Source organism: Streptomyces sp. CC224B, from assembly GCF_030010595.1.
In the GTDB taxonomy this organism is placed as follows: Bacteria; Actinomycetota; Actinomycetes; order Streptomycetales; family Streptomycetaceae; genus Streptomyces; species Streptomyces longispororuber.
In genome coordinates, this window is sequence record NZ_JASCXL010000095.1 from 12,323 (window position 1) to 36,075 (window position 23,753).

Sequence of the window (23,753 nt, forward strand, 5' to 3'; positions counted from 1 at the left end):
AAGAGGCGACCGACAGAGCAGGGACCGGAAACCGGGAGACTGAGGGAGTCGTGTGAGCCGCACCTCGGGGCCCGAGGAGGCGCAGGCACCGAAGGAGTCGGTGCGCGTCCGTCTCCTGGGGCCGGTCAGCGTGGAGGTCCGGGGCCGGCACGTCGGCCTGGGGCCGCAGCAGCGTGCGCTGCTCGCGGCGCTGGCGCTGGCCCGCGGGCCGGTCAGCACCACCCGGCTCGCCGAACTCCTCTGGGAGGGCGACGCGCCGGACGGCGCCATCAGCGCGCTGCGCACCCACGTCCTGCACCTGCGCCGCATCCTGGAGCCGGGCCGGCGGGCCACGTCCGGCTTCGAGGTCCTGGTCAGCGCGGGCGCCCGCAGCAACACCAGCTACACCCTCCAGGTGGCCGACGAGCAGGTCGACGCCCTGCACTTCGTCCACCTCACCGACCTGGCCCGCAAGGCCGCCGCCGACGCGGACGCCCGCGCCGTGGTCGCGCTGCTCGACCAGGCCCTGGCGCTGTGGACCGGACCCGCGCTCGAAGGGGTCAGCGACCGCAGCTTCGCCCTGGCCGAGACCGACCGCCTCGAGGAACTGCGCCTGGTGGCCCGCGAGGACCGCCTCGACGCGCTCATCGAACTCGGCCGCTTCGAGGAGGCGGTGGCCGAACTGGCCACGCTGGTACGGGAGTTCCCGCTGCGCGAGCGGCTGCGCTGCCAGCTCATGCTGGCGCTGTACCGCTCGGGCCGCCAGGCGGACGCCCTCGCCGCGTACCGGGAGTTCTACCAGCTCCTCGACGACGAGGTCGGCATCGAGCCCGGCCGCCAGCTCAAGGAGCTGCACCAGCGCGTCCTGGTCGGCGACCCGGGCCTCGCCCCCGGCTCCGCGCCGGCCGCCGCGCCGCCGCCCCCGGCACGCCCGGTGCCCCGCCAGCTCCCGCCCGACGTCGCCTCCTTCACCGGCCGCGCGGACCAGTTGCGCGAGCTCGACACGCTCCTGGCCCGCTACGCCACGGGCCCGGGGCAGACCCTGGTGATCTCCTCCGTCTCCGGCATGGCGGGCATCGGCAAGACCGCGCTCGCCGTGCACTGGATGCACCGCGTCGCCGACCGCTTCCCCGACGGGCAGCTCTACGCCAACCTGCGCGGCCACGCCGCCGAGTCCCCGGCCACCGCCGACGAGGCCCTCGGCCAGCTCCTGCGGGCGCTCGGCGTCGGCACCGGGCACCTGCCGGAGAGCACCGACGAGAAGGCCGCCCTGTACCGCTCGCTCCTCGCGGGCAAGCGGGTGCTGATCCTGCTCGACGACGCCGCCGGGCTCGAACAGGTACGGCCGCTGCTGCCCGGCTCCCCCACCTGCTTCGTCGTCGTCACCAGCCGCAACGACCTGCGCGGGCTCACCGCGTTCCACGACGCCCACCGGGTGAGCCTCACCGTCTTCGGCGAGGACGAGGCCCTGGCGCTGTTCGCCCGCGTCATCGGCGCCGACCGGGTGCGGGGCGAACCGGAGGCCGCCGCCGAGGCCGTGCGGCTGTGCGGTCTGCTGCCGCTCGCCGTCCGCATCGTCGCGGCCCACCTCGTCGGCGACCGGCACCTGCCGATCGAACGGATCGTGCGCCAGCTCCGCGCCGACCGCCTGGACGGACTCACCCTCGATCAGGAGCAGCACACCGGCGTACGGAGCGCGTTCGCGCTGTCCTACCGGTCCCTGCCCGCGCCGGAGCGGGAGCTCCTGCGGCTCCTGTCGCTCGCCCCGGGCCCGGAGGTGTCCGTCCCGGCCGCCGCCGCGCTCGCCGGAGCCGGGCGGACCGCCACCGCGCGGCTCCTGGACCAGCTCGTCGCCCGCAGCCTCCTGGAGACCGACCGGCCCGACCGGTTCCATCTGCACGCCCTGGTCCAGTTGTTCGCCCGGGAGCGGGCCGAGGAGGAGGACGGCCCGGACGTCCGCGAGGCCGCCGTCCACCGCCTGCTCACCTGGTACCTGGGCACCGCCCAGCAGGCCGCCCACCTGCTGTACGGCACCTTCTACTCGTGGTACGCCGCCCGCCCGCCGAAGCCGGACGGCTCCCCCACCGCCCCCCTGGCCTTCCCGCGCGACGCCGCCGCCCTCGCCTGGCTGGACGACGAGCGGCCCGCGCTGCTCGCCTGCGCCCAGCACGCGGTGCGGCACGGCCCGCGCCCCTTCGCCTGGCAGTCCGCCCTCGCCGTCCACGGCCACCTGATGGAGCACGGCCGGCGCGCCGACTGGCTGCGCGCCGCGCACGCCGGGCTGCGCGCCGCCGAGGCCGAGGACGACGACCACGCGCGGGCGGTGATGCACTGGAGCCTGTGCTACGTCCTGTGGGAGCTGGCCCGGCACCAGGACGCGCTCACGCACAGCGCCCGCGCCGACGAGCTGTTCGCCCGGGCCGGGCAGCCGGTGGAGCGGGCCGGCGCGGTGCTCGGGCTCGCCGCCTCGCACCGCGAGCTGGGCAGCCTGGACGAGGCCGTCCACGAGGCCCTGCGGGCCCTGGCCCTGTACCGCGAGGGCGAGCAGCCCGCCGGGGAGGCGTGGGCGCTGTTCGTCCTCGGGTCCGCCCGGTTCGACCAGGGCCGGCTCGACGCCGCGGACGGGCACTTCGCCGACGCCGGGGCGCGCGCCGAGGCGTCGGCGGACCAGCACACGATGATGCTGTCGCTGTGGGGCCGGGCGACCGTGCAGCACGCCCTCGGCTCCCTGGACGAGGCGCACCGCCTGCTCACGCGGGCCCTGTCGGTGGACGGCAGGCTGCTGTCCACGTACGCGGCGGAGGGCGCGCTCAACGCCCTCGCGGTGGTGTGCCGGGACAGCGGCGACCCGCGGCTGGCGCTCAAGTACGCCGTGGACGCGCTGGGCGTCACCCACCGCACCCGCCGCCGCCTGATCGAGCCGGACGCCCTCAACACCATCGGCACGGTGCTGCTGCGCCTGGACGACGTGCCCGGCGCCCACGACCACCACCGGCGCGCCCTGGCCTCGGCCCGCGCGGCGGGCTGCCCCCGGGCCCTGGCCGAGGCGTGTGTGGGCCTGTCCGCCGTGCACCGGGAGCTGGGCGAGCACCGGGAGGCGCTGGCGTGCACCCGGCGGGCGCTCGGCGCGGCCCGGCGGGCGGGCCTCAGGCTCGCCGAGGGCGGCGCGCTGACCGAGCTGGCCCGGGTCCACCTGGCCCTCGGCCGGCCCGACAAGGCGGCGCGGGCCGCCGAGCGGTCCATGGGCCTGCACCGGGCCGCGGGGCACCGGCCCGGCCTGGACCGGGCCCGGGAGGTCGCCGCCGCCGCGGGACGCATGGACGCGGGCGCGGCGGCCGCGGACACCGCGGAGGACCCGGACCCCGCCGAGGCCCCGGACACCGCCGAGGACCTGGACACCGCCGAGGACCTGGACACCGGTGCGTACCCGGAGGCCGGTGTGTACCCGGACCCCGGCGAGGACCCGGAGAGCGGGGCGGCCCCGGGCCCCGGTGCCGCCCCGGACGTCAGCTGAGGGCCCGTACGCCCGCCGTGACCGCCGCCGCCACCAGGACGACGAGCGGGACGGGCGCCTTGAGCCGCCAGGCGACCAGGGCCCCGGCGAACCCCGCGAGGCGGGCGTCGAAGGTCATGCCGTGCGCGCCCGCCGAGCCGACGAGCTGGGTGACGACGAGGACGGCGAGCAGCGCGGGGGTCAGGTACTCCACGAACCGCGGGAACCAGGCGGGCAGTTCGCGGTCGCCCATCACCAGGGACCCCGCGCCCTTGAGGAGGAAGGTGGTCACCACCAGGGCGCCGACGACGATCCACGGGTCGTTGTTCATGGCTTCCTCCCGGCCTGCCAGGTCCATCCCACGGCGATGAGGCAGGCGACGGCGATGGCGGAGTCGGGCACCGCGACGGCGGTGAGGACGGCCGCGCAGGCCGCGGCCGCGGCGGCCGCCGTCCGCTTGCGGGCGGTGCCGAGGTGCGGGGCGAGCAGCAGGAAGAACAGGACCGGCGACACGGCGTCCAGGCCGTAGGTGAGGATGTCCACGGCGCGGAAGGGCCCGATCGCCCCCGCCAGGGTGCCGAGGACCCAGCCGAGCCAGAGGACGACGCCGGAGGAGAGCAGCCGCACCCGGTCGAACCGCCCGTCGGCGTCGCTGGCGATGGCCCAGGACTCCTCGATCACCAGTTGCGACTCGACCGCCCGCCGCGCCCGGCCGCCGCGCAGCGCGGGCAGGATGGCGAAGCCCATCACCAGATACCGCAGGTTCAGGAGCGTCCCGGCGACGGCGGCGGCCGCCCAGCCGCCGCCGTTGACGATCACCGAGACGGCGGCGAACTGCGAGGAGCCCACGAAGACGAGCCCGGACATCGAGGTCGCGGCGAGCGCGCCGAAGCCCGCGCCCTTGGCGAGCACCCCGAAGGAGACGCCGAAGGCGAAGATCGCGACGGTGAAGGGGACGGCCGCGCGCGCCCCCGCGGTCCAGGCGGCGCGCCGCCCGCCGTCCGCGTCCGGGCGGTGCGGGGAGTCCGTACCGGTCATCCGGCCTCGTCCGACACGGCCGCGGGGACTGCGCCGGCCGGGCGGCCGCCGCCGTCGGTACCGCCGCCGCGTACGGCCCGCGCGTACGCCTCCGCCAGGGCCGTGCCGACCTCCCCCAGCGGGTACTCCCGGTCGTCAACGGCGGTGACCGGCTGCACCTCGTACGCCGTGCCGGTCAGGAACACCTCGGTGGCGCGGTCCAGTTCGGCCGGGGCGAGGTGCCGTTCGACGACCGTGAGGCCGAGGTCCTGGGCGAGGGCGACGACGGTGCGGCGGGTGATGCCGTCCAGGACGCACTCGGGCGGCGGGGTGTGCAGGGCGCCGTCGAGGACCAGGAACAGGTTGGCGCCCGTGGCCTCGGCGAGCCGGCCCCGGTGGTCGAGGAGGAGCGCGTCGTCGCGGCCGGCGCGCTCCGCCTCCTGCCCGGCGAGGGAGCCGAGGGCGTACTGGGCCGCCGTCTTGGCGCGGACCGGGGCGGTGTCGGGGGCGGGGCGCCGCCAGCGCGAGGTGTGCAGGCGGATGCCGCGCGGCCCGTCGGCGAAGATCCGCGGCCAGGGCCAGGCCGCGACGGCGACGTGGACGCGGCTGTCCGGGGCCACCAGGCGCAGGGTGTCGCTGCCGCGCCAGGCGACGGGCCGTACGTAGCCGTCGGTGAGGCCGGCCGCGGCGACGACCTCGCGCGTGGCCGCGTCCAGCTCCTCGGCGGTCCACGGCAGGGCGTACCCCATCTCCTGGGCGGACGCGACGAGCCGGGCGCTGTGCTCGTGGAGCTTGAAGACCCGGCCGTCGTAGGCCCGCTCGCCCTCGAAGACGCTGCCGCCGTAGTGCAGCCCGTGGCTCAGCACGTGCAGGTGCGCCTGCCGCCAGGGCACCAGGTCGCCGTCGAGCCAGATGACGCCGTCCCGGTCGGCGAGCGGCGCGTCGGTCACGGGAGTCGCGCGGGTCACGTGGCGAAGCCCCGGTCGGCGTAGGGGAAGCCCTCCAGCTCGTTGACGGCGACGGTGTCGTCACGCCGGGAGGCGTAGTAGATGCGGACCTCGTCGATCAGGCCCGCGTCGTCGAAGCGGTAGACCTCGGCGCCGCGCAGCACCTTGCCCAGGCGCGGTTTGAAGGCGGTCCACTCGCACACGGCGGTCCGCGTCCCCTCGTCGGCGTAGACGGCGTCCACGACCCAGTGGGAGCCGTTGGCCCGTACGTCGGCGCCCCAGCGCTCCACGATCGGGTCGATGCCGTGCACGGGCCCGGCCATGCCGTGGGCCAGGTAGTGCACGACCCGCTCGGAGACGCACCGGGCGAACAGGTCCCGGTCGACCGCGTTGCAGGCCTCGAAGTAGCGCCGCACCGCGGTCTCCATCGTGGCCCGGTCCAGGCTCCCCATGGCTGCTGGTCCTCTCGTGTCGGTCACATCTCACCCGGCGCGAAGCACGGCGGCGGCACGGCGGCGAGCCGCTCCCGGGCCCGGAGGAGCGCCCGCTGGTCGTCGGTGAAGGCGTACCGGTCGCCCGCGGCGCCCTCGCGCAGGTGGGTCCGGACGAGCTCCTTGGCGGCCGCGCGGTACTCCGCGGGGGTACTGACGGCGGCTTCCATACCCTCGATCGTGTCGACCAACTCCCGCAGCCCGTCGAGGACACGGTCGTGGTCCAGACGGAGCAGTCCGTCCCGGCCGTCGCGAAGGGCGCGGCGCTCGCGCAGCCAGGAGTAGAGGAACACGCCGGTGCCCGCGTCGAAGTTGCGGACGGCGTCGGCGTCCAGCGGGTACCGGAACATCCGCTCCAGCAGGATCATGGCGATCTGCTCGTCCGGGTACGGGACGGCCTCGTCGGCGTGGCAGGCCAGCGCGGTCCTGGCGTCGACCTTGAGCTCTTCGAGGAGGCCGATGAACCAGTTCATCTTGAGCTTGATGTGCCGGTCGAGCGGCCACCGCCCCTGGTGGTGGAAGTAGTCGTGCAGATACCCCCAGACGGCCCGCGCCTGGTAGCACGCCTCGGGGTCCATCCCGGTGGAGGCGCCGGGCACGGACGCGGCGGTGAGCACGGCGCGCGCGGACGGTACGGCGAACGTCTCGTGGATGCGCCGGAACTTGCTGAAGAAGAAGATCGCGTAGGCCTGTTCGGTCACCTTGTCGTGGGCGGCGACGTTCTCCGGGAAGAACACGATGCAGTTGCCCCGGACCACGCCTTCGCTGCCCGCGAGCACCACGGTGGCCTGGCAGTTGTTCTTGGGGTGCGGGTAGTGCCGCGCGAGGGCGGGCAGCGCGTCGGGTTCCTTGCGGCGGACGAGGAAGAACTCCAGCCGCCTGCCGACGGGCGGGACGCTGTTGGTGGTCTGCACCGGGGCGAGGAACGCCGCCCAGTCGCCGTCGGCGGGCGCGGTCAGCGCGTCGCGGGAGCGGGCGAAGTGCGGCGGTGTGTCGAGCCCCGCGCGCAGCCAGTCGTCGACGTCGGCGGCCAGCGCGTCGGCCTGCGCCGCCCTGCCGTGCCCGGCGAACCACCGGACCGCCTCGTCCCTGATGCCGGTCAGGGCGCGGCGGTCCGCGTCGTCCGGCGCGGCGAGCGTGCCGTCGTCGCGCTGGCGGGCGCGGAAGGCGTCGACGCGGGGCAGCAGCCCGCGGCCGAGGGCGGCGGCCTCGTCGAGCAGGTCGTCGTGGTGGCGGTACGTGCCGCGCGGCCGGCTCCGCAGGCCGGGCGTCACCCCGGTCACCGGGCGCTCCCCTGTGCGCGGTCGTCGCGGGCCGCCTCCGGCAGGTGCTCGCGGGCACCGTCCGGTCCGTGGTGGCGCGCGGCCTCCGGTACGCGCTCGCGGGCGCCGTCCGGCTCGCGGGCGCTGCCCGGTCCGTGCTCGCGCGGTGGCTCCGCCACGTGGTGGACGGTATACACCATCGGGACCTCGCCGAAGCTGCGGACGACGCGCAGGCCGTGGGCGCGCGCCGCGACGACGGTGGTGACACACCCTTCGGCCTTGCCGTCGGCGCAGTCGATGGCGGCCTGCGCGTTGCTGGTCACCAACTGCCGCTCGCTCGTGGGCGCGACGAGGCCGGCGGGCGCGGGGTGCGTGGCCACGGTGCGCGGCTCGGCGCCGGTGCCCGGGGCGACGGCGAGCACCATCTCGAAGGTGGGCCACAGGAAGCAGTCGACCATGCGGCAGTGGCGCAGGTTGCCGAAGACGAGCGTGTGCAGCTCCGGGTAGACCGCGCAGGCGAGCAGCGCGTGCTCGCCGGTGCGGGGCACGCCCGCCATGGCCTCCTCAAGGGACGTGTGCAGGACGACGCGCCCCTCGCTCGCGAGGCCGCGCCGCTCGAACCACAGGTGGGCCGCCGACTCCAGATTGGTGCCGGTAGGGCCGAGGGTGTGCAGGTACCGGATGTCACTTGGCGGCGCGGGTGCCACCGTGTCGGCGCACGCCTGTTCCCCCGTCATCATGTTCACTCCCTGGAATCCCCCGAAACGGTGTCCGGCGGCACCGGCGAGGAGGCCGGGGACGCCGGTGTGCGGAGCTCCCCGGTGCAGCGCGGTGCGTTCACCGCGCGCCGCGTCCACGGGGCCCGCGTCGGCGATCCTAGGCAGCTCCGCCGAGCGGCGGCCAGGGCGCACAAGAGGCACCGGCGGGTTTTCCACACCCTGGCCACTTCGCTTCGCGCGGCTTTCGGGAAATCCCACGACAAATACTGGTGTGGGGGGCGGTGAATGTCCCGCTTTCATCGCCGGCCCCGGCGACCACCGGCGGCTTCCCGTCACCCGCCCGCGGCCGCGATGAGAAACGCCGGACCCGGGAGTCTGCCCCCACGACACCCCGCCGCAGCAGTGCCGACCGAGGAGAGACCATGACCGTGACACCCGAGACCCGCGTCCTGCAGGCGCCGGGCGCGACCCTCCGATACGACGTCCGGGGCGACCTGAAGGAGGCGGGTGCGGACCGTCCCGTGCTGCTGCTGATCGGTTTGCCGATGGACGCGGCCGGGTTCGCGACACTGGCCTCGCACTTCGCCGACCGGGTCGTGGTCACGTACGACCCGCGCGGCACGGGGCGCAGCGTCCGCTCCGACGGCGGCGGGGAGTTGACGCCGGACGACCACGCCGAGGACCTGCGGCGGCTGGTCGAGGATCTCGGCACCGGGCCGGTGGAGGTCTTCGGCAGCAGCGGCGGGGCGGTGAACGGCCTGGCCCTCGTGGCGCGCCACCCCGAGCTGGTACGGACGCTCGTCGCGCACGAGCCGCCGCTCGCGCGGGTCCTGCCGGACAGCGCGGCGGCCCTCGCCGCGGTGGAGGACATCCACCGGACGTACCTGCGGGCGGGGCTCGGGCCCGCGATGGCGAAGTTCTTGGCGCTGGCCATGCGGAAGGGGCCGCTGCCGGAGTCCGGCACCGACGAGCCCGCGCCGGACCCGGCCGCCTTCGGCCTGCCGACCGAGGACGACGGCTCCCGCGACGACGCGCTCCTGGGGCAGAACATCCGCGGCTGCTGCGGCTACCGGCCCGACGTCGACGCCCTCGCCGCCGCGCCGACGCGGATCGTCCTCGCGGCGGGCGAGGAGTCCCGGGACGAGCTGGCGGCCCGGGCCGCCGCCGCCCTCGCGGACCGGCTCGGCCTGCCCGTGACGCCCTTCCCCAGCCACCACGGCGGCTTCCTGGGCGGCGAGTACGGCCAGCACGGCCGGCCGGAGGCCTTCGCCGCCCGGCTGCGGGAGGTGCTGCGGTCCGCGTGAGACACCGCCCCGTACGGGATCAGCCTGTACGGACCGTCAGCGGCGCGAAGCCGAGCACGGTCTCCGGGCCGTCGGCCCAGCGCACCCGCACGACGGGGCCGGTGACGGCGACGCCGCGGACGGCGGCGGACAACGGCAGGGCGGCGGAGGGCGGCAAGGCACTGGTCGGGGGCCCGGGAGCGGGCGACGGCGCGGCCTCGGACAGGGGCACAGCAGCGGACCGCGGCCCGGCAGCGGACCGCGGCCCGGCACCGGGCGGTGGCCCGGTCGGCGCGGGCGCGCTCAGGGAGGCCAGTGCCACGAACACCGCGGTGCCCGTGACGTCCGCCGAGAGCCGGGGGACGCGGACCCACGGCTCGTACGCGGTGCCTCCCGGCGCCCGCACCTCGTCCGCCCCGGTCCAGCCGTACAGGGCGACCAGCTCCGAGCGCAGGGCGGCGGTGGCCCAGCCGGTCAGCGTCACCCGGGCCCCGTGCGGCGCGCCGACGACCCGGTGGACCCGCAGCTCGTACCGGCCGCGCGCCACGGTCACGCTCTCCACGCGCAGGCCCGGCACCAGGGGCGGCCCGGACGTGAACACCGGCCGGTGCCAGGAGGCGGCCCAGCCCCAGCCGTCGCCGTGCCCCGCGCCGAGGGGGTGGACGCGGCGCCGTACGCTGCCGGCGCCGCCGGCCTCCACGGACAGGTGGTTGTCGGCGGGGTCGCCCGGGGCGGTGGGGCCGGTGTGCGTGGAGTAGGCCTGGCGGCCGTAGTGCGGGTCGTCCCGGGAGGCGTCCTCGCCCTCGTGCGGGGCCACGTGGTCGCTGCCGTGGTTGTGCAGGCGTACGACCCCGTCGTCCCGGGTCGACTGGAGGAGCAGGCCCGGCGCGGGCAGCGCGAGGACCCGGTCGGGTCCCTCGCTGGGCGCGGGCTCCTCGGGCGCCGTCCACAGCGGGTCGTCCGGGGGCGCGAGCAGCGCCACGAAGGCCTTGGCGGCCCAGTACGGGGACGCGGGGCCCGAGTACGCCTGGAGCGTGGCGGCGTGCGGGCCGTGCCAGCCGAGGCTCAGCAGCCCGTCGGCGGTGACCGCGCCCCGGTCGAGGAAGTGGCGCAGACAGCCGCTCAGCAGACGGCGCGACGTGCCGGGCGGCAGCGGGGTGTGGCCGGTGACGGCCCCGGTGGCGACGGCCGCGCAGGCCGCGAACCGGTAGGTGAGGGAGCGCCCGAAGTGCAGGGGCGCGCCGTCGCCGCCGAAGAACAGCGCGAAGCCCTCCAGGTACGTGCGCAGCCGCGGCCCGCAGCGGGCGGCGAGCTCCGCGTCGCCCGTCAGGTGCGCGTGCAGCAGCGGATACAGGTGCAGCGCCCAGCCGTTGTAGTGGTCGAAGGCCCGGCCGTCGCCGTCCGCGTACCAGCCGTCGCCCCGGTACCAGGTCTCCAGGAGGTCGAGGGCGCGCTCCCGGGCGCGGGCGGTCGCCGTGTCGCCGCGCCCCGCCGCCTCCAGAAAGGACGCCACCGTGAAGGGGAACAGGTACCAGTTGTTGGGGGCGGGCGTGTGCGTGAGCGCGCCGCGCAGCCAGCGCGCCGCGCGCTCCTGTACGGCGCCGTCCAGCCGGTCCCAGAGCCAGGGCCGGGTCAGGGCGAGGCCGAGGGCCACGGACGCGGCCTCGACCATCGGCTGGCCCCGCACGTGGTGGTCGAGGACCGGCGGCCAGGACTCGGTGTCGTCCCGGCCCGGGGTACGGGTGCCCGCCGCGAGGCCCCGCGCGTACCGCTCCAGCCAGTGGTACGGGTCCCTGCCGCCGTCGCCCGCGACGCGGAGGGCGGCCGCGAGGAACGTACGGGCGTAGCCCTCGAGCCCGTCGGAGCGGGCCCCGGACACGGACGAGCGGCCCGGCAGGTGGAGGAGGGCGCCCTCGGGGGTCGCCCACGGCCGGGCGGCGGCGAGCAGCCCGTCGGCGACGGCCTCCCAGTGGGCGCGGGTCCAGCCGGTGTAGGGGCTGAGCCCCCGGTCCTCGGCGGGCAGCGCGAAGGGCGTGTTCACGCGAGGAACGCCAGCCTGTCGCGGCGTACGGGGTGCGCGAAGCCCGCGCCCGCGGCCCACCGGCCCACCTCGCCGACGGCCGTGTCGGCGAGGCGCTCCCACTCGCTGCCCAGGGAGCCCGCCAGGTGCGGGGTGATCAGCGCGTTCGGGCAGTCCCACAGGGGGTGGTCGGCGGGCAGCACCTCGGGGTCCGTGACGTCGAGGACCGCGCGGATCCGGCCCGCGCGCACCACGTCGGTCAGCGCGTCCTGGTCGACGACGGCGCCGCGCGCGGTGTTGACCAGGACGGCTCCGGGCCGCATCGCGGTGAGCAGCTCGCGGCTGACGAGGCCGCGCGTGGCGGGCAGCAGCGGCGTGTGGACGCTCACCAGGTCGGCGCGCGCGAACAGGTCGGGCAGCGCGACCGGCTCCACGCCGAGGCCGGCGGCCTCCGCGCGGCTGACGTAGGGGTCGTACAGGAGCACCTCGAAGTCGAAGGGGCGCAGCAGTTCGACGACGCGGCGGCCGGTGAGCGAGGCGGACAGGATGCCCACGGTGCGGCGGTAGTTGCCCACCTCGTGCGGGGTGGAAAGCCAGTCGCCGCGGGTGCGGTCGCGCCGGTAGTCGCGGGCCCGTTCCAGGACGTGCTTGCCGTGCAGCAGGATCATCGCGAGGGTGTACTCGGCGACCGGCAGCGCGTTGGCCGCGGCGGCCGACGACACCGCGATGCCGCGCTCCCAGCAGGCGTCGGTGACGTGCCCGCGCACCGAACCGGCCGCGTGCACCACGGCCTTGAGGCGGGGCGCCGCGGCCAGGGCGGCCGCGTCGAGCGGCGGGCAGCCCCAGCCCGTCACGAGGAGGTCCACGCCGGCGAGGACGCCGCGGGCGCGGTCGGTCGTCAGATCGTCGAGGGCGGGGAGCGGCGCCAGGTCGCACACCTCCCCCAGCGCGGCCAGGGCCCGCGGCGTGAACACGGCCCCCGCGGCCCGCGCGGACATGGCCAGAGCCACCCGGGTCCGACTCCCCCGCCCGCCCCCGCCACCCGGCCGGACCTCTTCCGCCCCTCCAGCACCACCGACCACGATCCCTCCCACCTCCACGGTCCCCGACGGCTGTCCTCGACGTACGACTGCCCACCCGGCAGCGCTCCTGACCGTTCCTGGCCGAAGGCGTCGGCGCGTCTTCCACCGCTGGTCGGCGGGCGGTGTCAGACCCCTCTGCCACGATCGGCGCATGGGATTCTTCGACGATCTGGTCCTCCCGGAAGAACCGGCCGACGAGCGCAGGGCGGTGATCCGGCTGGGGCCGCCGCACGAGGACACCGGGCGGTACGAACCGCCTGTTGACTGGTACGCGCCGGTCTTACGGTCGCACCTGGCGGTGGTCGGGGCGGGCCCGTACGCGCGGGTGGTGATGACGGGCTGGTCCGTGTGGCCGCGCTCGGCCACCCTGCACCTGGCCGTGTTCCGCAACACGCGTTGGAACCGGAGCACCGCAGGCCGCCAGTCCGGGCTCCGTGTCGGCCTGCTGTTCCCCGACGGACGCCGCGTGACCTCGCTGGACTTCCCTGAGCAGCGGCTGGGGCAGTGCCTCGGGCCGGCCGGGCGTCTGTACTCGCCCGTCACGGACCAGCCGGTCGGCCTGATACCGCTGGACCCCGGCCTGCACGACAGCCACCGGTCCACCTTCAAGACCGACGTCGATCTGTACCTGGCCGAACTCCCGCCCCCTGACGGCGCCCAGCTCGTCGTCGAATGGCCCGACGAGGACATCCCCGAAACACACACGTCCCTCGACACCGCAGTACTGCACGACGCGTCGGCGCGGGCCGTCGAGGTCTGGCCCGGGATCGAGCCACCGGACCCGGCGGACCAGCCGAGCTCCCTGGTGACGATGGAGGTGAGCGGGGCGCCCGGCTTCCTGGCCCGGCCCCTGTCCGGGCACGAGCGGGCGGAGCTGCGTCGTCAGGAGGAGGAACGGCAGCGGTACGTGCCGCGGGCCGACTGGCACCGGATCGGCTACGAGGAGTGGAAGGACGCGGAGCTGATCCGGATCCGGCTCCGGGCGGGCGCGCCCGTCAACACGTACAGGGAAGGGGATGAGGAGACGCCGCTGCACGCGGCCGCGGACCGCGGGACGGCGGAGGTGGTCGCCCTGCTCCTGGCGCACGGCGCGGACGTCGACGCGCAGGACGAGGAAGGGCACACTCCGCTGTGGTACGCGGTGTGCAACGGGGACGAGGACAGCGTCCGCGCGCTGATCGCGGCCGGGGCCGACGTGTGGACGCCGCAGACCGGGCCGTGGTCACCGGGACGGCTGTTGCTGACGACGGCACTCGCCCCGCTCGTCGCGCGACTGCCGGGGGCGGTGGAGCTGCCCGCCGAGGAGGCCGCCGCCTTCCGCGCCGCGGACGCGCTCATCTCGGCGTTCGGGGACCAGGAGTTGATGACGGAGGGGCTCGGGATCTGCTTCGTACGGGGACTGACCGAGGACGAGGTGATCGAGCGGCTGGGCGCGGACCCCGCGCAGTGCCCACGGGCGGACGACGAGCACGCTCCCTTCGACCCGACGGACTACGACGCGTCCTGGAACTACGTCGGTGTGACGAGCGTGCGCGGTGCACCCGGGGGCTGTGTGATCACCCATAACGGGTACATGCCGAGCGATGAGGGCGTCCTGCGGGCGATATCGGGCGGAACGGCGGCGTACGGCATCTACTACAACCCCAAGGGCGGTACTTTCGGCACCCTGGCCCGTGACGGCGACATCGTCGCCCACGAGGAGATCGGCCTCACGCCCTTCGAGGACGATCCGCCCGCCTACTGGCACTTCCGCTTCTGGCAGTGGAAGGCGTTCCCGCACGACGCGGACACCCTGGCCTACGCCTGCGCCGCGGCGGGCCTGCGCATCAGCGACGGCCGGGCAGCAGTCGACCACCGCACCCCACGCCGCTGGGTGCACCTGCCGCCTGCCCTGCAACGCTGAGCCCCGCCGTAACCACTGCGCGCCCCCACGGTGTGCTTGAGGCCCAGGGATGCGTAACCGCCGGGCACTGCGCCTCGTCGCTCACCAGGCGCCGGGAGCCGGGTCGTGTCGGCTGAGTACGCACCACGGCGCGGATGAGTACCCGCACCCATGCCGCGCCTGAGCGGGGAGCACAGGATCGCGTATACCGATCACGGAAGGAACCCACCATGAACCCCGGCACCTACGCGCGCTTGTACGGCCCTGCCCAGCCCGCACCGCGCTCCGGAACCAGGGGGCACAAAGGGCTCATCGTGGTGGCAGGCGTGCTGTGGGGGCTCACTCTGGTCTCGCTGGTCTGGATCACGACGCTCGTGGGCATGGTCGCGCTCTGGGGCGCGGCGGCAGGCGAGGACACGGGCACCTTCGTCCTGCAGTACGCGGCGATCCTCGCCGGCGCCGCCGCGACCCTGACCGCCCTGGTGCTCGCCCCCGGCATCCGCCGCCTCTCATGGCCAAGCCGCCTGCTCCTGGCGGGCGTTGTCGCATGCCCGGTCACCACCGGCTTCGCGTGGTGGTCCTGGGCCTACACCGGCTGAGCCTGACCCTGCGAAGAGGGCCTGCGCCGAGAGTTTGGGTACGCGTACGTGCCGGCGGGTCGTGGCCGGGGCCGGGGTATGGCGCTGTGAGCTGATCAGAGCCTCGACAGGCGGGCCCGCCAGGACCACCCCATGGCGAGCACCGCGTCGCGCAACGGATTCTTCAGCTCCGCGGTGTCGGTCAACGTCGTCTTCTTGACGCGGCGCTTGCCGTCCGGTCCGCGTTCCATCGACAGGTCGAAGGTCGTCCACCGGAACTGCCCCCGGCCCCAGGTGCGTATCTGGCCGCGCGTGTTGCCGAGCTGCCGTTGGTAGTCGAGGGAGCGGACCTGGCGCTCATCCGGCATGAGGCGCATCCGCGTCTGCAGGACCGAGTCGTCCCTGACCCTGGCGAAGTACCCGCGCCAGGCGGGATCGGTGAGGCGCCAGTCCGCCACCAGGTCGGCGCAGTCCGGACCGCCGTCGCGCACGATCCACGGGGCATCGGGCCCGTTGAGGGCGAGCAGCGCCTCGCGGACCTCCCGCGGCGTGCCGGGAGGCGTGTCGTCGGGCGGATACGTGACGCGTTCGAAGCGGCTGAAGAGTCCCACAGGAGCAACCTACTGATCGAGAAAGCGCCTTGTTCGGCCGATCCCCGCGAAGGAGTCCCATGCCCGACGTCATACGTCTCGTGAGCGCCGCCGACCATGCCGTGACGGAGCGGCTGTGGCTGATGTTCTGTCACGACATGTCGGAGCTGCACGGGTGGCTGCCCGAGCCGGACGGAACCTTCGGCCATGCGCGGCTGCGAACGGCCCTGGCCGATCCCGACTGGGCTGCCTACCTCGTGGTGAGCGGCGACCGGCCCGCCGGCCTCGCGCTCGTCCGCGGCCTGACCGGCGCGAGGCGCGTACTCAACAGCTTCTTCGTCGTCCGCGGGGCGCGCAGGAAAGGGCTCGGGCTGCGGGCCGTCCGCCAGCTCCTGGCCGCGCACCCCGGGCGGTGGGAGGTCGCCTTCCAGGACACCAACCCGGCCGCGGCCCGGTTCTGGCGCCGCGTCGCCACCGAGGTGGCGGGTGAGGCGTGGTCCGAAGAGCGCCGGCCCGTGCCACACCGGCCGGACCTGGCGCCGGACGTCTGGATCTCCTTCACGCACCGGCTCCCCGGCCACCGCTCCGGCTCCGGTCGTCACGGCTGAGGCCTCCGCGGTGCTTTCACGGTGCCGCGCCGCCGGTCTGGGTGCCCCGGGGCGCCAGCCCGAGCGCGCCCCGCACTGCCTGCACTGGTTCTGACCCCGGCGTGAGACGGGCCCGGGCGGGCCCGTTCCACGCCGGAGCGACGACGGGACAGACGTACGGGACGTCAGTGCCGGGCCGTTCCGGACGCGCGGCGTACGCCGACCGCGGCGAGGGCGGCGCCCAGGACGCACAGCACGCCGGAGACCAGGGCCGCCGTGTGGACGCCGTTCATGAAGGCCTGGTGGCTGCCCTCGGCGACGGCGGACCTGAGCCGTTCCGGCATCTCGCCGGAGACGGGGGCGACGCCCATGGCCACCGCGTCCTTCGCCTCCCGCAGGCCGTGCGCCGCGTCGGCGGGCACCCCGGCCGACGTCAGCTCACCGGTCAGCGTGGAGCCGACGCGGCTGCTGATGAGGGAGACGAGGACGGACGTGCCGAGCGCCCCGCCGACCTGCAGCGCGGTCGCCTGGAGGCCGCCGGCGACGCCGCCGTCCGTGACGGGCGCGTTGCCCACGATGGCGTCGGAGGACGAGGCCATCACCATGCCCACGCCGAGGCCGAGGGCGATGAAGGGCGGCCACATCGCGGCGTAGGAGGAGTCCGCGCCCCAGCCGAGCAGGGCGAAGCAGGCGGCGGCCTGGAGGACCATGCCGAGCGGCATCGTGAGGCGCGGGCCGAACCTCTCGGTGAGCGCGGCGCCCAGGGGCGAGGCGACGACGGAGGCGAGGCTGAGCGGGAGCGTGCGGACACCGGCCTCGACCGGGGTGAACCCGCGGACGTTCTGCAGGTACAGCATCACGAAGAAGATGACACCGAGCAGGATGAAGAAGTTCAGGGCGGTGATGACGGTGCCGATGGTCAACGCCGGGTTGCGGAACAGGCGCATGGGCAGCAGGGGGTGTGCGACGCGCGTCTCGTACCGGCCGAAGAGCAGCAGGAGCACCACGCCCGCGCCGATCGCGCCCAGGGTGCCGGCCGAGGTCCAGCCCCACGTCTCGCCCTTGACGACGCCGAAGACGACGGCGAGGAGGCCGAGCGCGAGCAGGACGACACCGGGGATGTCGAACTTCTCGCGCGCCGCCGCGGTGTTCTTGCTCTGCGGCAGGACGGCGATGCTGAAGGCGAGCGCGGCGACGCCGATGGGGGCGTTGATGTAGAAGACGGACTCCCAGTTGACGCGCTCGACGAGCAGGCCGCCGACGATGGGCCCGAGCGCCGTGGACACGGACGAGACCATGGCCCAGACGCCGACGGCCATGCCGAACTTCTTCGGCGGGAAGACCGCCCGCAGCAGTCCCAGCGTGTTGGGCATGAGCAGCGCGCCGAAGAAGCCCTGGAGGGCGCGGAAGGCGATGACGCCCTCGATGGATCCGGCCAGGCCGATGGCGACGGAGGCGACGGTGAACCCGGCGACGCCGACGAGGTAGAAGGTGCGGCGGCCGAAGCGGTCGCCGAGCTTGCCGCCGAGGATCAGGGCCGCGGCGAGGGCCAGCAGATAGGAGTTGGTGACCCACTGCAGGTCGGCGGTGGAGGCGTGCAGGTCGCGCCCGATCTCCGGGTTGGCGATCGAGACGACCGAGCCGTCGAGGCCGACCATGAAGAGGCCGAAGGCGACGGCGACCAGGGTCAACCACGGGTTGGCGCGCCGGCCGCGCGGTTCGGCGGGCCCGCCCGCGCGGGCGGGTGCGGCCGGGGAGTTGAGGACGTCGGAGGGCATGAAGGGGTTCGTCCTTCGTGAGGGTGTGTACGACAGGGAAGGGAGGAGCGCGCGAACGGGCGACGCCACGTCCGCGCACGGCCCGGCCCGGCCGCGCGGGGTAACGGGAGCGGCCGGGCGGACGGGAGGCGGTCACCGCCGCCCCGGCGCACGGGACGTCGACGTACGACCGGCTCGGGGCCGGGTACGCGAGCCGCGTACCGGCGCGCGGTACGCCCGGTGGACGGAGTGCGTCCGGTAGGCGGTACGCCCGACGGGCGGGGTACGTCCGTCCGATAGCGGTACGCCCGACGGGCGGGGTACGTCCGGCGCGCGGGGTCAGCGCGTGGCGGGGTGGAGGCGCCCGTTCAGCGCGTGCAGCGCGCCGAGGGCCGAGCCGAGGGCGTCGAGTTCGCCGTCGGTCAGGGTGTGCAGCGCCCGCGCGACGTGGGCGCTCATCAGGCTCCGCACCTCGGTGATCTGCCGGCGGGAGACCGCGGTGAGGTGCAGGCGCGCCACGCGCTTGTCGGCCGGATCCTGCCGCCGCTCCAGGAGGTCCTGCTCGGTCATCTGCGTGACCAGCGCGCTCACGTTGTTCGGCTTCATCAGCAGGGCCCGCGCCGCCTCACGCACGGTGGTGCCGTCGTGGGCCTCGACATGGCGCAGCAGCGCGAGCTGTGCCTCCGGCGGCTTGGGGTGCGGGTAGTCCTGGCCGACCTGCCGCTCCAGCGCCCGGGCCAGCGCGGGCAGGCACGACGCGAGCTCGACGGCCACGCGGTCGATGTCCTGGCCGGACGCACTGTGCTGGGGCATGCCAGCAGTTTAGGTATGCCTGCATAGCTATGTCAACATAGCTAACGCGGGGCGGCGCGGCCGCGGGAACGGGGCCCGGGGAACGGGAACAGGAAGCGGCCCGGGAAACGACCGAGAGGCCGCTTCAGATTTCTCTGAAGCGGCCCCTCGGCTTGCGAGTTCGCACCGTCGGGACGACAGGATTTGAACCTGCGACCCCTTGACCCCCAGTCAAGTGCGCTACCAAGCTGCGCCACGTCCCGGTGCGTTCCGCGCGGTGTGTCCCGCGTGATCACGCAGGTAGAACTCTACCCCACCTGCGGGGGTGGTCCCGAACGCCCCGGGGCCCGCGCGGGACAATCGCGCCATGACGAGTACACAGGGTGCGGCGGACCGGGACCGGGACGCCGAGGGCCGGGCCCGCAACGCCCGGCCGCGGGACGGGCTGGGGCGTCCGCTGCCGTACGGGGCCGACGGCGTCGAGCGGCAGCCGGAGGGGGTGGTCCGCGCCCCGGAGGAGACGGTCGCCGAGGCGCAGGCGCTGCTCGACGCCGGGCGGCCCTTCCACGCGCACGAGGTCTTCGAGGACGCCTGGAAGTCCGGGCCGGACGGGGAGCGCGAGCTGTGGCGGGGCCTCGCCCAGCTCGCCGTGGGCCTGACGCACGCGGCGCGCGGCAACGCGAAGGGCGGGGCGCGGCTGCTGCTGCGCGGCGCGGGTGCCGTCACGGCGTGGGCCGAGGAAGCCGGGCGCGAGCGGCCGTACGGCATCGGCGTACCGGAACTGGCGGGGTGGGCGCGGGCCTTGGCCGAGCGGGTGGAGCAGGGCACGGCGCCCCTGGGCGTCGCGGGCGCGGCGGAGGTGGCGCCGACACTGGCCCCCCGCCCCGCGGCGGAGGCTCCCCGGCCGGCGGAGTAGGCACCCCGGCCCCAGGCTCCCTTCATCCCCGGCGGAGGAGGCGCCCCGACACCAGCCTCCCTTCACCCCCGGCGGAGGAGGCGGCCCGGCCCTCGGCGGACGAAGCATCCCGGCCCTCGGTGGACGAGGCTCCCCGGTCGGCGGCGGACGAGGCCCGCCCTCCGGCGGAACAGGCGCCCCGGCTCCAGGCTCCCTCTCCCCGGCGGATGAGCCCCCCGGCCTCGGAGTCCCCTTCCCCCGGCGCATGAGCCCGCCCCCAGGCCCCCTCCCCTCGGCGGAGTAGCCCCCCGCCCCCAGATCCGGCGGCGCCAGCACCCCGCCCCCCGGCGGGCCAGGCGCCCCGCCCCCGAGGCCCCCTCTGACCTCCTCCAGGACCGCCCGCATGGAGTCGTACAGCGCCGGACCGCCCCACACCCGCGCCCGCCGGGGCCCGCGCCCGCGAGGGCTGGATCGTGGGCACGTGTCCGCCGCGGCGGCGTCCGCGGGGCCCGACCGGGGAGTGAGGGGCCCGAGGGGGGCGTGTCACCGGACCGGACGGTCCCGCATGCACCGGCCCCGGTCCGGTGTGAGGGTGTGCGTGTGACCCTCACCGACAGCGCGGACGCCGCGCGGGCGCCGGAGCAGGGCCCTCCCGTCCTGGACCGGCGCCGCCGCAACGTCGTCTTCGTCACGATCATGCTGGGCGTGCTCCTCGCCGCGCTCGACCAGACGATCGTGGGCACGGCGCTGCCGACGATCGTGTCGGACCTGGGCGGCGCCGCGCACATGTCCTGGGTCGTGACGTCGTACCTGCTCGCGGAGACGATCGCGACGGTCCTCGTCGGCAAGTTCGGCGACCTGTTCGGGCGCAAGGTCGTCTTCCAGGTGTCGGCGGTCGTCTTCATCACCGGCTCGTTCCTGTGCGGCCTGGCGACGAACATGCCGCTGCTCATCGCCTGGCGGGCGGTGCAGGGCCTCGGCGCGGGCGGGCTGATGGTGACCTCGATGGCGCTGATCGCCGATGTGATCCCGCTGCGGGAGCGCGGCAAGTACCAGGGCGCGATCGGCGCGGTCTTCGGCGTGTCCACGGTCGTCGGACCCCTGCTCGGCGGGCTGTTCACCGACCACCTGAGCTGGCGCTGGGCGTTCTACGTCAACGTGCCCATCGCGTTCCTGGTCGTCGTGGCGGCCGCCCGCACCATCCCGTCCGTGAAGGCGGTGGCGCGGCCCGTCATCGACTACCTGGGCATCGCGCTCGTCGCCGCCGGGTCCGGCGCGCTGATCCTGGCGACGAGCTGGGGCGGCAACGAGTACGCCTGGGGCTCGGGCGTGATCATCGGGCTGTTCGTGGGCGGCCTCGCCGCGCTGGCGGGTTCTGCCGGGTGGAGACCCGCGCGGCGGAGCCGATGCTGCCGATGCGGCTGTTCGCGAACCCGGTCTTCACGGTCTGCTCGGTGCTCAGCTTCATCGTGGGCTTCGCGATGCTCGGTGCGCTGACGTTCCTGCCGACGTACCTGCAGTACGTCGACGGGGACTCGGCCACGGTCTCGGGCGTGCGGACGCTGCCGATGGTGGCGGGGCTGCTCCTCGCGTCCGTGTTCAGCGGCAACGTGGTCAGCAGGACGGGCACGTACCGGATCTTCCCGATCGTGGGCGGGCTCGTGATGGCGCTCGGCCTGTTCCTGATGTCGCTGATGGGCAGCGCGACCAGCGCCTGGCTGGAGTCGCTGTACATGTTCGTGCTCGGCGCCGGCATCGGCCTGAGCATGCAGGTGCTGACCATCGCCGTGCAGAACACCGTCGCGTACGCGGACCTGGGCACCGCCACGTCCGGCGTCACGTTCTTCCGTACGCTCGGCAGCGCCTTCGGTACGGCCGTCTTCGGCACGATCTACGCCAACACGCTCGCGCCGAACCTGCGCGCGGGCGTGGCGGAGGCGAGCGGGACGGGCGCCGCGCCGCCGGACGCGGTCGCGCGCGGCGCGCAGAGCCCGGAGGGGCTGCACGGCCTGCCGGACGCGGCGGCCGGGCCGCTGGTCGAAGCGTACGCGGACACCTTGCAGACCGTGTTCCTGTGGACCGTGCCGGTGGCGCTGCTCGGGTTCGTGGTGGCGCTGTTCCTCAAGCAGGTCGAGCTGCGCGACAGCGCCCGGATGAGCTCCTCCGACATGGGTGAGGGCTTCGCCTCGCCGTCGTCGACGGGTGACTCGGCCCGGCTCCTGGAGCTGGCCGTCGGCAACGTCCTGCGCCGCAAGGGCGGCACGGGCACCGCGCGCGCCGTCGTCGAGCGCTCCGACACCCGCCTGGACCTGGCGGGCGCCTGGGCCGTGATGCAGGTGGCCCTGTTCACGCGCCTGGTCGGCCACGCGAACCTCACCCTCATCGCGGCCCGCCGGCAGGTGCCGCCCGAGGTCCTGGTGCCGGTCTTCGAGCGCATGGTGGAGGAGGGCTACCTGACCCGTAGCGGCACCCTGTTCCAGCACACTCCGGCGGGTGAGCGGGAGGCCGCGGTGATCGGCGGGGAGTGGGCCCGCTGGCTCGCCGAGGAACTGGAGAAGGACGCCGCGCACCCCGGTGAGCCGGGGCAGGGCGGCGGGTCCGCCGAGGGCGTCGCGGTGCGGGACGACGCGCGGCTGCGGGCGGCCGTCGACGCGATCGCCAAGCGGCTGCTCGCCGAGGACCTGGCGCAGGGGCTCGCCGACGCGCGGTAGAGCGAGCGCGCTCGTCTTCCCCGGTTCGCCGGGGTCAAACTCCTTCGCCACGCGAGTGTGCCCGCATACGTGGCTCTCGGCCGGTCCGGTTGACCGCGCCGTGGCCGGGCCGCGCGCCGGGGCGTTGGTGGGGCATGGACAGAGACGGCACACCTCTCCCGGACGGCGACCTGCCGCCGGTCCACGCCCGCCTGGTCGGGGCGTACTGGCTCGACTCGCCCTACCTTCCGCCCACCACCTGCTGCTGCGCGCCGCCCCGCTCCGCCCGGCCGCTGTGCGTGACGGTGGTGGGGCTGTCCTGCCTCGTCGTCACCCTCGTCCTTGCGGTCACGCTGGCGTGATCCCGGGGGCGGGTCAGTCGCGCTCGACCAGGAGGGCGCTGCCCTGCCCCACGCCGACGCACATGGTCGCGAGGCCGCGGGTGGCGCCGGTGCGGCGCATGCGGTGCAGGAGCGTGGTGAGGATGCGGGCGCCGGAGCAGCCCAGCGGGTGGCCCAGGGCGATGGCGCCGCCGTCCGGGTTGACCAGCTCGGGGTCGATGCCGAGCGCGTCCACGCAGGCGAGGGCCTGGGCCGCGAAGGCCTCGTTGAACTCGGCCTCCTGCACGTCGTCGACCGACCAGCCGAGCCGGGCCAGCGCCTTGCGGGTGGCGGGCACGGGGCCGAGGCCCATCACGTCCGGGTGGACGCCCGCGCTGGCCCCGGCCGCGTACCGGCCGAGGGACTCCAGGCCGAGGTCCCCGAGCGCCTCCTCGCTGACGAGCAGCAGGCCCGCGGCGCCGTCGTTCATCGGTGACGCGTTGCCCGCGGTGACGGTGCCGCCCTCGCGGAAGACCGGGCGCAGCGAGCTGAGCTTCTCGTACGAGGTGTCCTCGCGGATGCACTCGTCGGCGTCGACGACGGTGCCGTCCGGCGTGGTGACGGGCAGCAGCTCGGCGTCGAAGTGGCCGTCCTTGCGGGCCGCGGCGGCGCGCCGGTGGCTGCGCAGGGCGAAGGCGTCCTGCCGCTCGCGGCCGACGCCGTGGCGGGCGGCCACCTCCTCCGCGGTCTCCCCCATGGAGAGCAGCCCGTGCAGGTCCTTCATCCGCGGGTTGGTCAGCCGCCAGCCGAGGCGGGTGTCGGCGGTCTCCATGCGGTGCGGCAGCGCCTCGTCGGGGCGGGGCAGCACGAACGGGGCGCGGCTCATGGACTCCGAGCCGCCCGCGACGACGACGTCGGCCTCGCCCGCGGCGATGGCGCGGGCGGCCGTGGTGACGGCCTCCAGGCCGGAGGCGCAGAGCCGGTTCACGGTGGCTCCGGGCACCGAGTCCGGCAGGCCCGCGAGGAGCACGGCCATGCGGGCCACGTTGCGGTTGTCCTCCCCCGCCTGGTTGGCGGCGCCCCAGTAGACGTCGTCGATCCGGGCCGGGTCGAGCCCCGGCGCCGCGTCGAGCAGACCGCGTACGACAGCCGCGGCGAGGTCGTCCGGCCGGACGGAGGACAGCGCGCCGCGCAGCCTTCCGATGGGGGTACGGCGAGCGACGGCGAAGTGAACGGTGCGCACGGCGACTCCGGGGCGTGAACGGGTGCGGGAACGTGGACGGGAGCAGTTAATTAGCGGTGCTAGTTTCGGAGTTTACGGGGGACGGGGGTCCGGGGGAAGCGGGGGCCGCGGGGCGGCGTCCTGGGG

Annotated in this window: 19 protein-coding genes, 1 tRNA gene and 1 pseudogene; 8 read left to right on the forward strand and 13 right to left on the reverse strand. The window is 75.3% G+C overall.

Annotated elements, in window-relative coordinates:
• The first annotated feature begins 52 nt into the window (after positions 1-52).
• Positions 53-3,493 (forward strand): BTAD domain-containing putative transcriptional regulator, encoded by a 3,441-nt coding sequence (locus QK440_RS30585; RefSeq protein ID WP_282796477.1) that lies wholly within the window; start codon positions 53-55, stop codon positions 3,491-3,493.
• Here QK440_RS30585 and QK440_RS30590 read toward each other — a convergent pair.
• Genes QK440_RS30590 through QK440_RS30615 form a run of 6 tightly spaced genes read right to left on the reverse strand, consistent with a single transcriptional unit; the run spans position 3,486 to position 8,109 of the window.
• On the reverse strand, positions 3,486-3,803 hold the full coding sequence (locus QK440_RS30590) for an AzlD domain-containing protein (RefSeq protein WP_282796478.1): 318 nt from the start codon (positions 3,801-3,803) through the stop codon (positions 3,486-3,488). The two genes, QK440_RS30585 and QK440_RS30590, sit on opposite strands and share 8 nt — an antisense overlap.
• The gene (locus QK440_RS30595; protein ID WP_282796479.1) at positions 3,800-4,510 is read right to left on the reverse strand and encodes an AzlC family ABC transporter permease; all 711 of its coding nucleotides are present in this window, start codon (positions 4,508-4,510) and stop codon (positions 3,800-3,802) included. Before QK440_RS30595 ends, QK440_RS30590 begins: the two co-directional genes overlap by 4 nt.
• On the reverse strand, positions 4,507-5,457 hold the full coding sequence (locus QK440_RS30600; RefSeq protein WP_282796480.1) for a branched-chain amino acid transaminase: 951 nt from the start codon (positions 5,455-5,457) through the stop codon (positions 4,507-4,509). The genes QK440_RS30595 and QK440_RS30600 overlap by 4 nt, the downstream gene beginning before the upstream one ends.
• The gene (locus QK440_RS30605) at positions 5,454-5,888 is read right to left on the reverse strand and encodes a nuclear transport factor 2 family protein (protein ID WP_282796481.1); all 435 of its coding nucleotides are present in this window, start codon (positions 5,886-5,888) and stop codon (positions 5,454-5,456) included. Before QK440_RS30605 ends, QK440_RS30600 begins: the two co-directional genes overlap by 4 nt.
• A 23-nt stretch (positions 5,889-5,911) precedes the next feature.
• Positions 5,912-7,210: a DUF6421 family protein gene (locus tag QK440_RS30610; protein ID WP_282796482.1), complete on the reverse strand. Its 1,299-nt coding sequence runs from the start codon at positions 7,208-7,210 to the stop codon at positions 5,912-5,914.
• Complete coding sequence (locus QK440_RS30615) at positions 7,207-8,109, reverse strand: hypothetical protein (protein ID WP_282796483.1); 903 nt, start codon at positions 8,107-8,109, stop codon at positions 7,207-7,209. Before QK440_RS30615 ends, QK440_RS30610 begins: the two co-directional genes overlap by 4 nt.
• A gap of 221 nt (positions 8,110-8,330) precedes the next feature.
• Between QK440_RS30615 and QK440_RS30620 the strand changes: the two genes are divergently transcribed.
• A complete protein-coding gene (locus tag QK440_RS30620; RefSeq protein ID WP_282796484.1) occupies positions 8,331-9,212 on the forward strand; it encodes an alpha/beta fold hydrolase in 882 nt (293 codons plus the stop codon).
• Between the two features lie 19 nt (positions 9,213-9,231).
• On the opposite strand, the gene QK440_RS30625 is transcribed toward QK440_RS30620, so the two are convergent.
• Entirely contained in the window at positions 9,232-11,232 is a 2,001-nt protein-coding gene (locus QK440_RS30625) for a DUF2264 domain-containing protein (RefSeq protein WP_282796485.1), read from the reverse strand.
• Positions 11,229-12,209 (reverse strand): hydroxyacid dehydrogenase, encoded by a 981-nt coding sequence (locus QK440_RS30630; RefSeq protein WP_282796497.1) that lies wholly within the window; start codon positions 12,207-12,209, stop codon positions 11,229-11,231. The genes QK440_RS30625 and QK440_RS30630 overlap by 4 nt, the downstream gene beginning before the upstream one ends.
• Positions 12,210-12,444: 235 nt before the next feature.
• On the opposite strand from QK440_RS30630, the gene QK440_RS30635 reads away from it, so the two are divergent.
• Both QK440_RS30635 and QK440_RS30640 read left to right on the forward strand, forming a co-directional pair.
• On the forward strand, positions 12,445-14,196 hold the full coding sequence (locus QK440_RS30635) for an ankyrin repeat domain-containing protein (RefSeq protein WP_282796486.1): 1,752 nt from the start codon (positions 12,445-12,447) through the stop codon (positions 14,194-14,196).
• 209 nt (positions 14,197-14,405) lie between these two features.
• Positions 14,406-14,774, forward strand: a complete 369-nt coding sequence (locus QK440_RS30640) for a hypothetical protein (RefSeq protein WP_282796487.1) — start codon at positions 14,406-14,408, stop codon at positions 14,772-14,774.
• A 95-nt stretch (positions 14,775-14,869) separates the two neighbouring features.
• Here the strand turns inward: QK440_RS30640 and QK440_RS30645 are convergent, their stop codons facing one another.
• Positions 14,870-15,364, reverse strand: coding sequence for a hypothetical protein (locus QK440_RS30645; RefSeq protein ID WP_282796488.1), 495 nt, complete (start codon positions 15,362-15,364; stop codon positions 14,870-14,872).
• 59 nt (positions 15,365-15,423) lie between these two features.
• Between QK440_RS30645 and QK440_RS30650 the strand changes: the two genes are divergently transcribed.
• On the forward strand, positions 15,424-15,951 hold the full coding sequence (locus QK440_RS30650) for a GNAT family N-acetyltransferase (protein ID WP_282796489.1): 528 nt from the start codon (positions 15,424-15,426) through the stop codon (positions 15,949-15,951).
• Positions 15,952-16,115: 164 nt separating this feature from the next.
• Here QK440_RS30650 and QK440_RS30655 read toward each other — a convergent pair whose 3' ends face one another.
• From QK440_RS30655 to QK440_RS30665, 3 genes are all read right to left on the reverse strand, one after another.
• Positions 16,116-17,708, reverse strand: coding sequence for an MFS transporter (locus QK440_RS30655; protein WP_282796490.1), 1,593 nt, complete (start codon positions 17,706-17,708; stop codon positions 16,116-16,118).
• 318 nt (positions 17,709-18,026) lie between these two features.
• Positions 18,027-18,500, reverse strand: a complete 474-nt coding sequence (locus QK440_RS30660) for a MarR family winged helix-turn-helix transcriptional regulator (protein WP_282796491.1) — start codon at positions 18,498-18,500, stop codon at positions 18,027-18,029.
• Between the two features lie 168 nt (positions 18,501-18,668).
• Positions 18,669-18,742, reverse strand: a tRNA-Pro gene (locus QK440_RS30665).
• A gap of 104 nt (positions 18,743-18,846) precedes the next feature.
• Here QK440_RS30665 and QK440_RS30670 point away from each other — a divergent pair.
• The 3 genes and pseudogenes from QK440_RS30670 (at position 18,847) to QK440_RS30680 (ending at position 22,426) form a co-directional block, all read left to right on the forward strand.
• Positions 18,847-19,395: a DUF309 domain-containing protein gene (locus QK440_RS30670; protein ID WP_282796492.1), complete on the forward strand. Its 549-nt coding sequence runs from the start codon at positions 18,847-18,849 to the stop codon at positions 19,393-19,395.
• A 675-nt stretch (positions 19,396-20,070) separates the two neighbouring features.
• A pseudogene (locus QK440_RS30675) lies at positions 20,071-22,085 on the forward strand (MDR family MFS transporter).
• A 134-nt stretch (positions 22,086-22,219) separates the two neighbouring features.
• Entirely contained in the window at positions 22,220-22,426 is a 207-nt protein-coding gene (locus QK440_RS30680; protein ID WP_282796493.1) for a hypothetical protein, read from the forward strand.
• 13 nt (positions 22,427-22,439) lie between these two features.
• Here the strand turns inward: QK440_RS30680 and QK440_RS30685 are convergent, their stop codons facing one another.
• Positions 22,440-23,627: a thiolase family protein gene (locus QK440_RS30685; RefSeq protein ID WP_282796494.1), complete on the reverse strand. Its 1,188-nt coding sequence runs from the start codon at positions 23,625-23,627 to the stop codon at positions 22,440-22,442.
• Positions 23,628-23,753 lie beyond the last annotated feature (126 nt).

Excerpts from the sequence above, each read along its gene's own strand:
- QK440_RS30590 (WP_282796478.1), bottom strand. The coding sequence starts at position 3,803 with ATGAACAACGACCCGTGGATCGTCGTCGGCGCCCTGGTGGTGACCACC.
- QK440_RS30595 (WP_282796479.1), bottom strand. The coding sequence starts at position 4,510 with ATGACCGGTACGGACTCCCCGCACCGCCCGGACGCGGACGGCGGGCGG.
- QK440_RS30605 (WP_282796481.1), bottom strand. The coding sequence starts at position 5,888 with ATGGGGAGCCTGGACCGGGCCACGATGGAGACCGCGGTGCGGCGCTAC.
- QK440_RS30620 (WP_282796484.1), top strand. The coding sequence starts at position 8,331 with ATGACCGTGACACCCGAGACCCGCGTCCTGCAGGCGCCGGGCGCGACC.
- QK440_RS30630 (WP_282796497.1), bottom strand. The coding sequence starts at position 12,209 with ATGTCCGCGCGGGCCGCGGGGGCCGTGTTCACGCCGCGGGCCCTGGCC.
- QK440_RS30635 (WP_282796486.1), top strand. The coding sequence starts at position 12,445 with ATGGGATTCTTCGACGATCTGGTCCTCCCGGAAGAACCGGCCGACGAG.
- QK440_RS30640 (WP_282796487.1), top strand. The coding sequence starts at position 14,406 with ATGAACCCCGGCACCTACGCGCGCTTGTACGGCCCTGCCCAGCCCGCA.
- QK440_RS30650 (WP_282796489.1), top strand. The coding sequence starts at position 15,424 with ATGCCCGACGTCATACGTCTCGTGAGCGCCGCCGACCATGCCGTGACG.
- QK440_RS30655 (WP_282796490.1), bottom strand. The coding sequence starts at position 17,708 with ATGCCCTCCGACGTCCTCAACTCCCCGGCCGCACCCGCCCGCGCGGGC.
- QK440_RS30660 (WP_282796491.1), bottom strand. The coding sequence starts at position 18,500 with ATGCCCCAGCACAGTGCGTCCGGCCAGGACATCGACCGCGTGGCCGTC.
- QK440_RS30670 (WP_282796492.1), top strand. The coding sequence starts at position 18,847 with ATGACGAGTACACAGGGTGCGGCGGACCGGGACCGGGACGCCGAGGGC.
- QK440_RS30680 (WP_282796493.1), top strand. The coding sequence starts at position 22,220 with ATGGACAGAGACGGCACACCTCTCCCGGACGGCGACCTGCCGCCGGTC.